This is a genomic window from Vibrio caribbeanicus ATCC BAA-2122 (genome assembly GCF_000165125.1).
GTDB lineage: Bacteria > Pseudomonadota > Gammaproteobacteria > Enterobacterales > Vibrionaceae > Vibrio > Vibrio caribbeanicus.
Genome location: NZ_AEIU01000026.1, coordinates 1 through 13,424 on the forward strand (window position 1 = coordinate 1; position 13,424 = coordinate 13,424).

Annotated in this window: 13 protein-coding genes and 1 pseudogene; 9 read left to right on the forward strand and 5 right to left on the reverse strand. The window is 40.2% G+C overall.

The annotated features are described in order from the left end of the window. Window positions 1-417 (reverse strand): annotated as a pseudogene (locus RH40_RS02935) (glyceraldehyde-3-phosphate dehydrogenase); the annotation flags it as partial. Window positions 418-989: 572 nt separating this feature from the next. Here RH40_RS02935 and RH40_RS21205 point away from each other — a divergent pair. After that, entirely contained in the window at window positions 990-1,694 is a 705-nt protein-coding gene (locus RH40_RS21205; protein WP_009599824.1) for a response regulator, read from the forward strand. A gap of 1 nt (window position 1,695) precedes the next feature. Here the strand turns inward: RH40_RS21205 and RH40_RS02945 are convergent, their stop codons facing one another. Together RH40_RS02945 and RH40_RS02950 are read right to left on the reverse strand one after the other, a co-directional pair. After that, a complete protein-coding gene (locus RH40_RS02945; protein WP_009599825.1) occupies window positions 1,696-2,157 on the reverse strand; it encodes a dCMP deaminase family protein in 462 nt (153 codons plus the stop codon). A gap of 1,106 nt (window positions 2,158-3,263) precedes the next feature. After that, window positions 3,264-4,571 (reverse strand): ABC1 kinase family protein, encoded by a 1,308-nt coding sequence (locus RH40_RS02950; protein ID WP_009599826.1) that lies wholly within the window; start codon window positions 4,569-4,571, stop codon window positions 3,264-3,266. Between the two features lie 423 nt (window positions 4,572-4,994). On the opposite strand from RH40_RS02950, the gene RH40_RS02955 reads away from it, so the two are divergent. Beyond that, on the forward strand, window positions 4,995-5,753 hold the full coding sequence (locus RH40_RS02955; protein ID WP_009599827.1) for a class II glutamine amidotransferase: 759 nt from the start codon (window positions 4,995-4,997) through the stop codon (window positions 5,751-5,753). On the opposite strand, the gene yjeH is transcribed toward RH40_RS02955, so the two are convergent. Continuing rightward, the gene (gene yjeH / locus RH40_RS02960) at window positions 5,739-7,004 is read right to left on the reverse strand and encodes an L-methionine/branched-chain amino acid transporter (RefSeq protein WP_009599828.1); all 1,266 of its coding nucleotides are present in this window, start codon (window positions 7,002-7,004) and stop codon (window positions 5,739-5,741) included. The two genes, RH40_RS02955 and yjeH, sit on opposite strands and share 15 nt — an antisense overlap. Before the next feature lie 222 nt (window positions 7,005-7,226). Here yjeH and RH40_RS02965 point away from each other — a divergent pair, with 222 nt between their 5' ends. From RH40_RS02965 to RH40_RS02985, 5 genes are all read left to right on the forward strand, one after another. Continuing rightward, a complete protein-coding gene (locus tag RH40_RS02965; RefSeq protein WP_009599829.1) occupies window positions 7,227-7,676 on the forward strand; it encodes an Lrp/AsnC family transcriptional regulator in 450 nt (149 codons plus the stop codon). Further along, entirely contained in the window at window positions 7,669-8,601 is a 933-nt protein-coding gene (locus tag RH40_RS02970; protein ID WP_009599830.1) for a LysR family transcriptional regulator, read from the forward strand. The genes RH40_RS02965 and RH40_RS02970 overlap by 8 nt, the downstream gene beginning before the upstream one ends. Before the next feature lie 140 nt (window positions 8,602-8,741). Further along, the gene (locus RH40_RS02975; RefSeq protein ID WP_009599831.1) at window positions 8,742-9,356 is read left to right on the forward strand and encodes a LysE family translocator; all 615 of its coding nucleotides are present in this window, start codon (window positions 8,742-8,744) and stop codon (window positions 9,354-9,356) included. Window positions 9,357-9,428: 72 nt separating this feature from the next. Then, window positions 9,429-10,412 (forward strand): Gfo/Idh/MocA family protein, encoded by a 984-nt coding sequence (locus tag RH40_RS02980; RefSeq protein WP_009599832.1) that lies wholly within the window; start codon window positions 9,429-9,431, stop codon window positions 10,410-10,412. 24 nt (window positions 10,413-10,436) lie between these two features. Next, window positions 10,437-10,847, forward strand: a complete 411-nt coding sequence (locus RH40_RS02985; RefSeq protein ID WP_009599833.1) for an OsmC family protein — start codon at window positions 10,437-10,439, stop codon at window positions 10,845-10,847. Between the two features lie 91 nt (window positions 10,848-10,938). On the opposite strand, the gene RH40_RS02990 is transcribed toward RH40_RS02985, so the two are convergent. Next, window positions 10,939-11,151 (reverse strand): YgdI/YgdR family lipoprotein, encoded by a 213-nt coding sequence (locus tag RH40_RS02990; protein ID WP_009599834.1) that lies wholly within the window; start codon window positions 11,149-11,151, stop codon window positions 10,939-10,941. A gap of 718 nt (window positions 11,152-11,869) precedes the next feature. Here RH40_RS02990 and RH40_RS02995 point away from each other — a divergent pair. Together RH40_RS02995 and RH40_RS03000 are read left to right on the forward strand one after the other, a co-directional pair. Further along, a complete protein-coding gene (locus RH40_RS02995) occupies window positions 11,870-12,118 on the forward strand; it encodes a microviridin/marinostatin family tricyclic proteinase inhibitor (RefSeq protein ID WP_009599835.1) in 249 nt (82 codons plus the stop codon). A 296-nt stretch (window positions 12,119-12,414) separates the two neighbouring features. Next, a complete protein-coding gene (locus RH40_RS03000; protein ID WP_009599836.1) occupies window positions 12,415-13,401 on the forward strand; it encodes an MvdC/MvdD family ATP grasp protein in 987 nt (328 codons plus the stop codon). Window positions 13,402-13,424: the final 23 nt, after the last annotated feature.

Genomic DNA, 13,424 nt, shown 5'->3' on the forward strand with positions numbered 1-13,424 from the left:
TCGGCCAATTCGACCAAATCCATACAGTACAACGTCACGAGGCTCGGTGATTGACTGCCCATTCATAGCATTGAGGAGTGATGTATGCAGATAGTCTTTAACTCCATGCTCATCATCACGTTCTTGCCAAAATGTGTGGGCCAACTGACCGATATCGACGCGGCATGGTGATAGCTCCATACTCGCAAGTGTCTTAATTAGAGGCAAAGTCTGTTCAGGGGAAAGAGACTGACCTGTATATCTGCGAGCAAGGCGGTGAGCTTTAATAATGTCTATTGTTGCCGCATTAACGAGTGTTTTTCCGAATAGTAAAACCTCGACGCCTTTATCACGGTATAGCTGACCAAGAATAGGGGATATTGTTTCCGCAATCGTTTGGCTCGTTTGCCACTCTAATAGGTGTTTCTCTGGAGTCATTCTTTATAGGACCTTTCACGTTTGGATTTTGTCTACGGTAATGGTTCTGTGTGCCATTCGCAGAACAGATATTAGGGTGTTTCTTATTCTTATGAGGCCGAATTGTAAAGCCTGGCCTATTATTATGCTAGTAAAATTAACTGCAACCCAAATGCCTAAAAAAATACTATTTCGTATAATTTTGCGCTGATATTTTGGGTTGACATTCAAAATTAAAACATCTTATTTTTCGCAAATAAATATTCAGATCACTAAAATTAATGACCATTTGAAAGTTTTGCACATAAAAATGTGACGTTGGATGATATGTATTTTTGGGTATTCATCATATACGGAAATGGTTTCCAAGGAATGTTGAATATACTTGTTTAGACAGCAATCGATTTTATGATATTAAGTTATTGTTATTACATACTTAAAAGGTGTGTCTGATCATAAATTTTTATTCTGTCATTACGTTGCACGTTCTTTCATTGCATTTTGATATTGAGCGTCATCATTTTAAATGCTACTTGTTGAATAATGGTCTAAAATTTAAGACTGCAGTAATTTGATTCAAGGAGTGATATCAAATGTTAGAGCAAGGCCAATTACCCTCACTTTTAAGCAAAATGACCTGGCTGATTGAAACGATGCAAACCAGACGAGGTACTCGTAAATTTTATGAGCGATTGCGTGGTTTTACTCCACTCTTGATACTGAAAAATCGTGGATTTGAGTTCTATAAAGACGCTATTTCACGGCTTTTCACTCCTAAGCATGCATTAGTGTACCTTCCTTGTCTTCCAAAAACCGGTCTATACCCAAGTCCAGATAGTTTTGGCTACGGCATTGAAGGCATCTATCAGCAACCTGATGAGCTTAACGCAAACCAGAAGACTGGCACTTGTAATAGTGGCCCCCAGGTCTTGGTTGTTGATGACAATCAAATGAACCAAAAGATAGCAGCACTTCTCCTTGAAAAAGCAGGCTATAACTTCACTTTAGTGTCAAACGGACTTGAAGCATTAAACCTGGTTAAAAGTGGTCAAAAATTTGGAGTTATTCTGATGGATTGCCATATGCCCATAATGGATGGGCTAACTTCAACAGGCCTTATTCGTCAATGGGAACTACAAAATGGGTTAGATAAAACGCCGATAATTGCGTTGACAGGTAGTGTTGAGCCCGAAGAGATACGCAGCTGCTATGATATTGGCATGGATGCGTATCTTTCTAAACCCTATCGTTCTGAACAGCTGATTAATTTGCTCTCCGAACTTAATCTAACTGCGTAGCCTAATCGTCCTTCGGTATACCCTCTAGATCTTTAAGAGGGAGCCAGTTTACTTTTACTCCAGCCTGAAGAAACATCTCTTGGCTCACTTTTATTTTATCACCCCATCGAGAGAGAAAATCTTGTGTTTGTTCTGGGCAGTGAACTGCGCAGATGCCAGTTTGGATTATTTTTGCGGCACAGTTTGGGCATGGGAAGTGCGTTACCCAGATTTCACAATCATCTAAGTTGCGTTTAGCAAATAGGATCGCGTTTTCCTCGGCATGTAATGTCTTGAGATACTTCATTTCCCTATCGTCAGTTTCAGCACTATCTGAGATCCCGTGCGGATATCCATTAAAACCTACCGAGACTATTCGATTTTGTTGAGTAATAACTGCGCCTACTTGAGTTGACGGATCCTTACTCCATGAACTGACCAATTCGGCCATTTGATAGAAGCGCTGTGCCCATTTCGAGATCATTCAATCCCCCTTCATCAGAAAGTAATGATGGTAATTTGTGATACTAATAATTATAAACATGGTGTCATACCTAGCGGTTTTTAGATTCAGGGTTCAGAGCACTGTCACAGATTTGATTTAAAGAAAAACAGAACCGTTGAATTTGGAGTTCTTCCAAGTCTGACGATAAAATCGATTCTATGACACTTTCTCGCTGAACCTAGTACCTTGAGGTAACTTGGGTATGTAACCAATATACCTTGGGTTATCGGCTTTGTTAATGATTGTTTATTTTCAATCGCTTTATCTTCTGTGAACCATCATATTTGAGAATCAGTTTGTTCTCATTACATTCACCTCGGGTAGTAGGTGTCTTGATGTTACCATTATATAGGGTGAAGGCTTTTGACGTTCACTTGCCTTGAGCTATTTGGGTATAATTTTTACAAATTAAGGGGAATTATCAGACGTTTCTGGGTGGAAATATTAAAAAAATGTAAGATATTTCTTACGAGGTTGTAAGTTTTTTGCTCTTTGTTTTTTGTTCATCATGATGCATAAAATAAAAAGTGATAAATAACAATGACTTGATAATAACATTAGTAAATTTCAGCCATTAGATACTGTGAACACAATTATATGGTCGATTTATATCGAGAAAAAAATGTTAAATTAATGAAAACATTATTGATATTTTCGGTTGTAACCCTAAATCAAGATTGAAAATGTTCATCTTTCACCCGGATGATGGACGTTCTGGTTTTGGGTTCAAAGCTATGTAGGTTTAAGAAAGGATCTGGTAGCCAGTCGTTTTAAGATAATGTTTTTACCATAAAAAGAAAAGGCCAAGCCCAAGAGTCGGGATTGGCCATATATAGTGTGAACAAATTAGGTTCACTAACAACGTCAGTTGGCTAGGTGACCCTCGGCTTAAGAAGGGTCACACTAGTCAATGCACTATGCGTGCCAACTTTTAAAAGCCCAAAATCTATAGATTTAGTGACTTTAGAAGGGCGTTTATATAGAATTTTTGCAAAATGCAATTGCAATGTGCGAATAAACCATGAAATTGCTAATGATACCCTAGTAACTTGCAAGCCTAGCTTATAAAATTCATTTCATTAAGTTCACAAGAAGGGCATTAAAATTCTGCGTACATTTATTGAGGCCTTAACTTTAGCTGCCAGAAGAAATAACCCTCCGATTTTCCTATGAAGAAATAGCGCATCAATAGGGGGTGTATGCCAATAGCCTTTATCCATGCTTATCACGGTACCCGCGTCTCTTAGCCTAGTGGCTAAATCGCTGTCACCGAAATTGTAAACTTGATCCTCCAAAATCGGCTCGCAGGCGATTTTTACCAAACCAATGACAGCTTGACGTTGCTCAGGAAGAATTGACTGGCTAAAAAATCCGATTTGCTGCAATGCAGAATCTATTTTTGCGTTATCCCGTTGGATCGCTGCAGAGAACAAAAGCCTGTAGCCATCGCTTAGCTGCTTACTATGTTCTCTAGTTGCACCAAAATCTAACAAACCAATTTGGTTATTTTCTTCAATATATAAATAGTTCGCAAAATTAGGGTCAGTCTGTACCATTTTTAGGTCGAATAATTCTCGGAAAAAAAGTTCCAAGAGGGCACTCACGACGAAGTTTCTTGTTTCCTGTTGGAGATGTTCAATATCTTCTATGGGTATGCCTTCTATATAAGACATGGCGAGCACAGAATCAGAGCACAGATCAATGTGAGCCTTCGGTACGACAAAATGATTAAGGCCTTTTAATGCATTGGCATAGTTAGTCATAAACTTTGCTTCACGAACGTAGTCCGCTTCATCATGAAGTTGCAACTTTGCCTCTTCAAGAAGGCTTTTGTAGTCAACAGATTCGGGAATCAAACCGACAATATTTAATAAAGTGCCGACATTATCGACATCGCTGTCGATGCTCTTTCTAACTCCTGGGTATTGAACTTTAACAGCAAGCTTTTCGCCGTCATCGTTGTGTGCTTGATGAACTTGCCCGATAGAGGCGCTAGCAATCGGTTTAAAATTAAAAGCGGTAAAGGAATGCTTCCAATTCATTCCTAGCTGGTTTTCAAGCACAAAATTGAGTTGTTTGGACGGCATCGGATCAGCGTTTGACCTAAGCCGCGATAGAATTTGCGCCAATTCGGGCTCAAGTAAGTCTCCGGCATCCATAGACAACATCTGACCAAGCTTCATCGCGGCACCTCTCAGGTGCGCAAGTTGATTAGTTAGGCGCACCACATTGGTGGGAGTCAAAATCAAGTCACGTGCGCTTGGCTTATTTCCTTTCGCAATCTGCTTTGTGCCCTCCGCAATCACATTACCAGCGACACGAGTAGCTAGGGTTGCAAACTTGCTAAACCTAGAAATTCTATTTGATGGCAAGCTCTTTTCTTTAATTGACATGTTGAACTCCTCATTAACGCAGCATTATACGTTGGCTTGGTGACTTGAATACAAAATAAAATTGAGTTTATTGCACTGACGTTTCTCTTTCTGATTTGTATCATAAGCAATGTGTATTGAGAATTCGTGGTCGACATTTTGAGTGATTTAGAGCGAATACACTTGAGTTACCCCTATGATCCAAGGTATTGCGAGACTGTATTATTTGACAGATAGGTCAAAGATTTGAAGTTCTCGTCATCTAAATTGAAAATCGGTAATAATGTTTTATTTGAACAATTTGAGTAATAATTAAATTTAAGAGATGTTGAGTAATCAACTCAGACGACTTATTTTTGTTTTGAGTCAGTTGCGGTAAGCGCTTGCGACTTACACCAAATCGTGATTCTATTGATTGAGATATTACTAGATTAAGGAAGGCATATGTGTCGTTGGTTAGCCTACCAAGGAACTCCAATATATATGGATCAATTGGTTTATGAACCAGAACATTCACTTGTTCATCAGAGCCTCGAAGCAAGAAAAGCAGTCACCAGAGTCAATGCGGATGGATTTGGTCTAGGTTGGTATACGGAGAGGGATACCCCGGGACAGTTTCACGAAGTATTGCCTGCTTGGGGGGATGAAAACTTGAGGTCTTTGACACATCACATCCAGTCCCATCGTTTTATGGCACATGTGCGTTCTTCCACAGGGACTCTGGTTTCCCGTTCTAACTGCCATCCGTTTGTAATAGAGAACTGGATGTTTCTGCACAACGGTCAAATTGGCGAGTTTGAAAAAGTGAAATACGTTTTACAGCAAAAATTAGACGAGCCATTATTTTTGAAACGGATGGGAACCACCGATAGCGAACTCATTTTCTTACTTATGTTGCAATTAGGGCTCAAGAAAGATCCTATTAGGGCTATAAGAATAACGATTGAGCTAATCTGTGATGCATTATCTGAAAAGGGTGTTGAAGAACCTTTTAAGGCCTCAATGTGTATTTCTGATGGAAACAAATTTTGGGTTGTTAGATACAGTTCAGATGAAGAGGCACCAACCGTTTTTATTAAACAGGATGGTGCCAACATTGTATTGGCCTCAGAGCCACTTGAGAAAAGTCGTGATTGGAAAGCGGTTACGCCTCAAAGTATCTTAACAATCAGTTCTGATCAGGTCGTGTCACATTCTATTTGAGCGTAACAATCTATAGGTGTTCCATTTTTTCCATGGCAAGTTAAGTAGTCCAAATACCGCGACGGCATAGAGCATTGATATACCGAGACATAAGAATACTCCTGCGCACAGCACGAGCGATAAGGCTGCAAGTATGCGATTAAACCCGACCAGCAATTTTATCGCTGCCAACATGGCAAGCAGGTAGACCAATACGAAAATACCATTGGCAAGTTTAAGGAAGAATTCAAGGTCAACGCCAGAGAATGTTCCCAAGATACATGAGATCAGTGCTACACCAGCAACCAATAATGTTGCGTTACCTGGTACGCCTCGTTTTGTTAGTTTTGCCATGCTACTCGCGGGTCTGTACTCCCTAGCTTGCGACCATACCATTCGTGAAAGACTTTGCAAATACAGATTTAGACTGGCAAAACAGGCAGCAAAACCAATCAGACTGATGGCGATTTTAACTTCTTTTCCAAAAAGCTGCTCTGCAACCCAAGGGATTGATGCTGAATCAAACTCTCTGGTACCGAATGCGCCCATTTTTAAGATAACCACAGAGCCAACCCAATAAACAGCACCAGCGAGAAAACAACCTGCAACGATGGCAATCGGAAAATCTCTTTGGGGATTTTTAAACTCTTCCCCCATGTGTGCAAAGGCTTCTATACCTACAAAACACCAGAACATAACAGCCAGTGCAACCCCGATTGATGGAAGGTTTTCTGCCGACAGGCTTGGCAGCACTAAGTCATTTGCTGTGATGCCACCTTTCCACCAGAAGCTAATAATGAGTGTTAAGATGCCAAGCGCAATAAAACTTTGAAGCCTACCTGACGACTGTGCACCTCTTAGGTTGACGATAACGAGTAAAGAAATCGTAATGAATTGTGCGAATAGAGAAGCACTCAGAGGCTCTGGCAGAACTTGTTGTAAGAAACTGCTGGCAAGAGCAATAGCAGGAGGGACACCCACTGGTGTAACGCTAATAAATAGCCAAGCAACGCTCTTCTCTAATTTGATATTGAATGCTTGGCGCACGAAATAGGCAGTTCCACCGGCATTTGGGAAGCGCTTACCTAACTGTGCGAAGGTAAGAGCAATAGGGCAAATAGCTACAAAAAGGAGTAGCCATGCCCAGAGTGAATAGGCCCCTGCGATTCCTGCGGCAATGGCTGGAACCATGAACAGCCCAGTGCCCAAGAGTGTCGTAGACATCTGTCCGATACCAGAAAATAATGTTATTTCTTGTCTTAATTGGCTCATAGTAGTGTTACATCCTTTTCCGATTTCATGTTATTTGCCTCTTTGAATTTATTTCAGGTTATCGAAAACTAGCTGTTGATTCATTAGTCAAATCGTCATAGATGCCTGCATAATGTCGTTTTATTTAAACATCTTAGTCATATTGCGCAACACCATCTGATACAATTACACTCAACATATGAACTTGTCGTTTGAATATATACACGAAGACTTGGGAGATTTATGGATAAATTTGATCGCCGAATTACAGAGATTCTTAGGAGCAATGCCCGAGCTAGTGTTAGCGAAATTGCAAGAGCGGTGAGTTTGTCCCGTACTGCCGTTACGGCACGGATACAAAAATTAGAAAAAGAAAAGATTATCTTGGGTTATCACGCCGATGTTGCTGTTGAGGAAAAGACTGAACAAATCAAAGCTTACATGGCGCTAAAATTTGATATGTCCAGAGCCACGCAATATTGTGAGATTTACGCAGATTTGATTTATAAAATTGATGGTGTTAAATGGTGCCATGCAATTAGCGGTGAAACTGATATGATGCTTTACGTTGAGGTAGATACGATGACGCAGCTGAATACCATTCGCGATGAGCTACAACAGATACCAGAATTAAGGCATCTAATGACTCACACTGTATTGACTGAATTTTTCAATACCTTTGAACATGCCTAATCATCTCAATTTAAATTTACTCCGTTCCTTGTATGTGCTTTTAGATGAGTGCCATGTGAGTAACGCTGCCAAGCGGTTAAATATCACTCAATCGGGTATGAGTCGTCAGTTATCGCAATTAAGAGATATGTGCGATGACCCGCTTTTGGTCCGCTCGGGAAATCAATTAGTTGCAACAGAAAGAGCGCTGTTGCTCAAAGAAAAAGTTCATCGACTGCTAGAAGAATGCGATGAACTTTTAAGCGATCAACCGTTTGAACCAGCCTCGTGGGAGCAAGAGCTTGTCTTGTCATCAAGTGATTATTTTGCGCAATATATCGTGCCCAAAATAGCGAGTCGCTTTTCTGTCTCAGCACCCAAACTCAATATTTCCTATCGATTATGGCAACCTCACTTTCTGGAGGACTTTGATTCTCATGGTATCCACCTAGCTTCCACGATGTTAGACAAGCCTCCAAAAGATCTTAGCTCTATGAAATTAGGACAAGATCACTCGGTCTGTGTGATGAGAAAAGATCATCCTCTGAGCTTAAAGTCATCCTTTGATTGTAAAGCGATGACGAGTTTTCCTCATTTGAAAGTTACTGGTGGGGGTGATAAGGACTCTCTTGTCGATAAAGGACTAGGTCAACTTGGTTACAAGAGGCGTATTGCCTTAATGCTGCCCTTTTTTTCTGCAGCAGTTGATGCATTGCAGGGTAGCGACTACTTGATGATTGCCCCTCAGCATATTGCCCAAAACCTTTGCTCTAAATCGGATTTAGTGTTTCGCCCGTTGCCTTTTGTGACAGAGGAGCATCACTATTGGCTGTTGTGGCACCCCAAGTATGACCGCAACAGAGCTCATCAATGGGTAAGAGAGCAGGTAAAACTCGTTTTAGAAGCGTCTCCTTACTCTGTCGGTACAAAGCCCAGACAAGGTTAGATTGAATGTTTATACCAATTAGGGTGTTACCTTTCGTTATGATTTTATATCATGAGACTCATGACTAAATATGATTTCAAATCATCAAATAAGTGGATTATCTTGTTTTGTATCACTAAGAAGACACCAGGACATATTTCATGACATTGACACTTTGGCTTTCATTATTCACAGTTTGTCTTTTGGGAGCCATGTCTCCAGGACCTAGTTTGGCGGTGGTGGCTAAACACAGCTTAGCTGGTGGTAGAATAAATGGATTAGCCACCGCTTGGGCCCACGCACTGGGTATAGGTATCTACGCTTTTACTACACTCATCGGTTTAGCGGTTGTATTGCAGCAGTCTCCTTTTCTATTCAAGACTATTAGTTATGCAGGGGCAGGGTATTTAGCTTATCTTGGCTATCAAGCCTTAAGATCAAAAGGTGGGGTTGCAGAAAAGCTCGAATCTGGAAAACAAACCAGTTTGTATATATCGGCTAGAGAGGGACTGTTAATCTCGCTTCTCAGCCCCAAAATCGCTCTGTTTTTTATAGCGTTATTTAGTCAATATGTTTCTGCTGGGAATAACCTGCCTGCCCAAAGTGTTATCGTTCTCACTCCTTTTATCGTTGATGGTTTATGGTATACCTTGGTTACTTTTTTGCTGTCTAGTCCGCGCTTAATTGAAAAAATCCGTTCTCAAGCGAGCCTCATTGACCGTCTCTCAGGTGCTGTGTTAATTTTGCTAGCAATTCGCGTTTTGCTTACAGTGTAAGCATTGTAAATGCCTAATTTGTTGTATTTGTTGATCATAGTAGGACTGTGTATTAACGAAATAGGAGTTAAGATGTTAAAGTTAGCAATTATCGGCACCAATTGGATAACGGATCAGTTTATTGAGGCTGCCCTACAATCAAAGCGGTACCAACTTACAGCCGTGTACTCTCGTTGTCGTGAAAATGCTGCTCAATTTGCCGGAAAATACGCTTCTCCTGCATTATTTGACGACTTCGATGCATTCGCAAGTTCCTCATTGATTGATGTAGTCTATGTTGCAAGTCCCAACTCTTTTCATGCGCCACAAGCAATTCAATTAATGGAGGCGGGTAAGCATGTTATCGTTGAAAAGCCGATGGCAGCGAATTTTTTGCAAGCGCAAAAAATGGTAGAAACTGCGCAAAAGCATAATGTGTTAATGATCGAAGCTTATATGTCAGCACACTTACCAAACTTTAAAATACTCAAAGAATCAATGCCTTCGATAGGGCCAATTCGTCAAGGCTTTATCACTTACTGTCAGTACTCATCTCGTTATCCAAAATATTTAGCTGGTGAGCGCCCGAATACCTTTGAGCCTACGTTTGCGAATGGCTCAATGGTTGATATCGGTTTCTATTGTTTGAGTGCTGCTGTCGAGCTTTTCGGTGAACCTGAATCTCTGAAAGCGGAGGCGCAGCTACTTGAGTCAGGCGTTGATGGCAATGGTAGTGTGGTTTTGCAATATGGAAACTTTAATATTGTCCTACAACACTCTAAGACCAGTAACTCTTACTTACAAAGTGAAATACAGGGTGAAGATGGTGCCCTTTTGATCGATATGATTTCCATTGCTAAAAAGGTGACTAAGTTTAATCGTGGTAGTGAGGTAGGTATCGACCTAAGTGTTCAACAAGAGTCAAACCCAATGTACTATGAAGCGCAAGAGTTTGCTGACCAAATTGAGAAAGGTCATAGCGATGATAACGCGACTCAGCGTTCATTAATTGTGGCACGCCTACTTGAGGAAATTCGCCGTCAGACAGGCGTTGTGTATCCCAGTGATGCAAATTAATTTCGGTATATAAAGGAGTTAGACATGCAGGCACAAGTAAAATGGCTAGAAGACTTTAAGTTTGTTGGTGAGTCTCAGTCAGGACATTCTATTGTTATGGATGGAAATGGTGGGAAGTCAGCGCCTAGTCCAATGGAAATGGTATTGATGGCAGCTGGTGGCTGTAGCTCGGTTGATGTGGTTGACGGGCTCAAACAGGCTGGAGAGCGGGTTATGGGGTGTAATGCCAAGCTAACGACTCAGCGTCGTGATAGTGCCCCGCGAGTATTTACCCAAATTAATATTCACTTCGAGATATCGGGTGAATCTCTCTCTGAGGATGTCGTTTCACGTGTGACAAAAGATTCATTAGAGAAGTACTGTTCGGTCTGTTTGATGTTGGGTGGTGAGGTAGAAATGACGCACAGTTGGGAGCTTGTATCCAATAACTCATGATTGTATGTTCCAAGAACAATGTTACCCCATTAAGTTAAATTAAATCGCTGCCCTTATCTAACTTAATGGGGTAAAGTCTCGTTTGTTTTCCTTACAAATCGTTGACTTTTAAAACTTCATCCTTATTCACTGTTTGCGTCTTTCCAGCCACATTTTCATATTCATAGAACCCGGTGTCTTCGTTATACGAGATTTTGTCGGGCGAATCCAAAGTTGTTCCATCTTTAAGCACAATTTGTTGTGGGGATGCACAGCCAGCCAAAATGACCAGTGAAAAGAGAGAAAAAACAACAGGTTTAACCATTATATAACTTTCCTTGATAAGAGAAGAACTGGACTGAGTATTCTATTTAAAAGCACTGTAAAGTGTATCAGTGGTTTTTTATTTCCCAATATTAATAGGCGGAAGGTACCTGCTGATCTCTTTTTTCAAAGCATCTGACCTAAATCGCCATCTTAATCTTTAGGGTGAGTTGTCTTGCTTTGCACGCGTCGTTACCGATTTTCAATTTGGATGACTAGATCTTCAAATCGTTGCCTTACCTGTAATGCAACCCGTTCTCGCTGAACTTAGCATCTTGAGGTTACTTGGGTATAAATATATAAGAATAAATTGTTCCAACCAGTATCTTTGTATTTTTATCATTCCTTCATTTTTAAATTTAATTCGCAATAATGGGTGGTTTTAAAATGCTCAATATGGTCAAAAATTAGCCAAAGAATATTTGTGTAATTAATCTGTCAATAAATTCCAAAATGGGCATAAGTTAGAAATTTAAATAATATCTATAGTAAAAAAAATGCCCAAAAATGAGTGGTTGAAAGCCTTAAAATTGGGCTAGTCAAGGTTATGTTACTCACTATTGTATTATTTATAAGATTATCAATAACGACTATTCATTATCTTTTTTTTTGTGTTAATTCTAAAAATGAACAGCAGAAATGCAAAATCGTCGACGGATTATGTTCACAACATCGCCGAATTAACGGCTCTGTATTTCAATATTAGAGGAAGACAAAAAATGAATAAAAATACTCCATTTTTTAATAATTTTATCGAGGCAGAAACTCTCACTGAAGAAGAGGCGAACCAAATTGCTGGTGGCTGCGCAAACTTTAGTACAAGTTCTTTTTCAGCATCTGATTTGACTCGCAAATATCCATCTGATGACGATGAAGGCAATAGCAGCATATCAGGAGTGAACTTTCCAGGCAGCGCATCAGGAGTGAACTTTCCAGGCAGCTCATCAAAAGTAAACTTTCCAAGTTAAGATCAAACTTAATCTCTAAGTTTTCACCCTCGATTATCGGGGGTGATATCAAGAGAAAGAGTACGTAAAAATCTCAAACTTAATTTTATCTATCAACCACGCAAATTAAATGGTTGGATTTAATCGTTAGCGCTATCGATACCATATCGGATATGGAGAACACATATCAGTTCTTAGAGTTAAGTCCGGTAGGAGAATGAGGAATGCTAGAAGTGTGGCTGGCCTTGAGAGTTTCGAAACATATTGCCTACACACTCATTAAATATAGCAATTAATAAAGACAGACTGGAAGAAGCATGAAAAAAAACAAAGTACTTATTATTACGCATTCGAAAGACAACTCGAGTATCGAAACGGTTTCTGACCATTTACACACTTTGGATGTTATTCCGATCCGCTTTAATACTGATCTTTTTCCGACAGAAGTCCAAATTGCTAGTCATCAACTTAACGGTGGTCATCATAGTGTTTTGATTACGGAAACGGGCGAAGTTGTTAATAGCAGCGAAATAATGGCGGTTTGGTATCGCCGTTTTTACCCTGCTAAAGGTTTACCTATCGATATGGATTTCCAGTTTAAGCAGCCCTCTACAGAAGAAAGTAGGCGAACTATTCTTGGCTTTTTAGATAGTTTGCAGTGTTTCAAACTGGATGATTACTGGAATGTAAAACATGCATCAAACAAAGAATACCAACTAATGCTGGCTCGCAAAGTTGGTTTAGATTTGCCGAATACGTTAACCAGTAACTCACCAGATGCGGTTCGCCAGTTTTTTACCGATAACAAAGGCAAGATTATCACTAAAATGCAAACGGCCTTTTCCATATGGAATGAAGATATTGAACAGGTGGTCTTTACCAATAAAATAAAAGAGGAACATCTCGATAAATTAGAAGAGTTGAACCTCTGCCCAATGGTGTTTCAAGAGCATATTGAAAAAGAAGTTGAGCTTCGAGTAACAGTGGTCGGTAACCAAGTCTTCTGTGCCTCGATTGACCCTGAGATCATGAAAGGTATGGAAACCGACTGGCGTAAAAGAGGTATGTACACGGTCGATAAATGGCAGCCCTTTGATTTGCCCAAAGAAGAAGCTGACAAAGTGGTTGAGCTTGCCAAAGCGTTGAATCTCAATTACGGCGCGGCGGATATCATATTAACGCCAGATGGTTCCTACAAATTCCTCGAAATAAATCCATGCGGTGAGTTTTATTGGATGGATGTTTACCAAAAGCTAGGGATCTGTGAGGCTATTGCCCGCAATCTAGTATCAGGTGGTCGCTAACTGCAGATTTATTGTACTTAACC

Bases quoted from the DNA above. Each gene is read 5' to 3' on its own strand.
- RH40_RS21205 (WP_009599824.1), top strand. From the start codon at position 990: ATGTTAGAGCAAGGCCAATTACCCTCACTTTTAAGCAAAATGACCTGG.
- RH40_RS02945 (WP_009599825.1), bottom strand. From the start codon at position 2,157: ATGATCTCGAAATGGGCACAGCGCTTCTATCAAATGGCCGAATTGGTC.
- RH40_RS02950 (WP_009599826.1), bottom strand. From the start codon at position 4,571: ATGTCAATTAAAGAAAAGAGCTTGCCATCAAATAGAATTTCTAGGTTT.
- RH40_RS02955 (WP_009599827.1), top strand. From the start codon at position 4,995: ATGTGTCGTTGGTTAGCCTACCAAGGAACTCCAATATATATGGATCAA.
- yjeH (WP_009599828.1), bottom strand. From the start codon at position 7,004: ATGAGCCAATTAAGACAAGAAATAACATTATTTTCTGGTATCGGACAG.
- RH40_RS02965 (WP_009599829.1), top strand. From the start codon at position 7,227: ATGGATAAATTTGATCGCCGAATTACAGAGATTCTTAGGAGCAATGCC.
- RH40_RS02970 (WP_009599830.1), top strand. From the start codon at position 7,669: ATGCCTAATCATCTCAATTTAAATTTACTCCGTTCCTTGTATGTGCTT.
- RH40_RS02975 (WP_009599831.1), top strand. From the start codon at position 8,742: ATGACATTGACACTTTGGCTTTCATTATTCACAGTTTGTCTTTTGGGA.
- RH40_RS02980 (WP_009599832.1), top strand. From the start codon at position 9,429: ATGTTAAAGTTAGCAATTATCGGCACCAATTGGATAACGGATCAGTTT.
- RH40_RS02985 (WP_009599833.1), top strand. From the start codon at position 10,437: ATGCAGGCACAAGTAAAATGGCTAGAAGACTTTAAGTTTGTTGGTGAG.
- RH40_RS02990 (WP_009599834.1), bottom strand. From the start codon at position 11,151: ATGGTTAAACCTGTTGTTTTTTCTCTCTTTTCACTGGTCATTTTGGCT.
- RH40_RS02995 (WP_009599835.1), top strand. From the start codon at position 11,870: ATGAATAAAAATACTCCATTTTTTAATAATTTTATCGAGGCAGAAACT.
- RH40_RS03000 (WP_009599836.1), top strand. From the start codon at position 12,415: ATGAAAAAAAACAAAGTACTTATTATTACGCATTCGAAAGACAACTCG.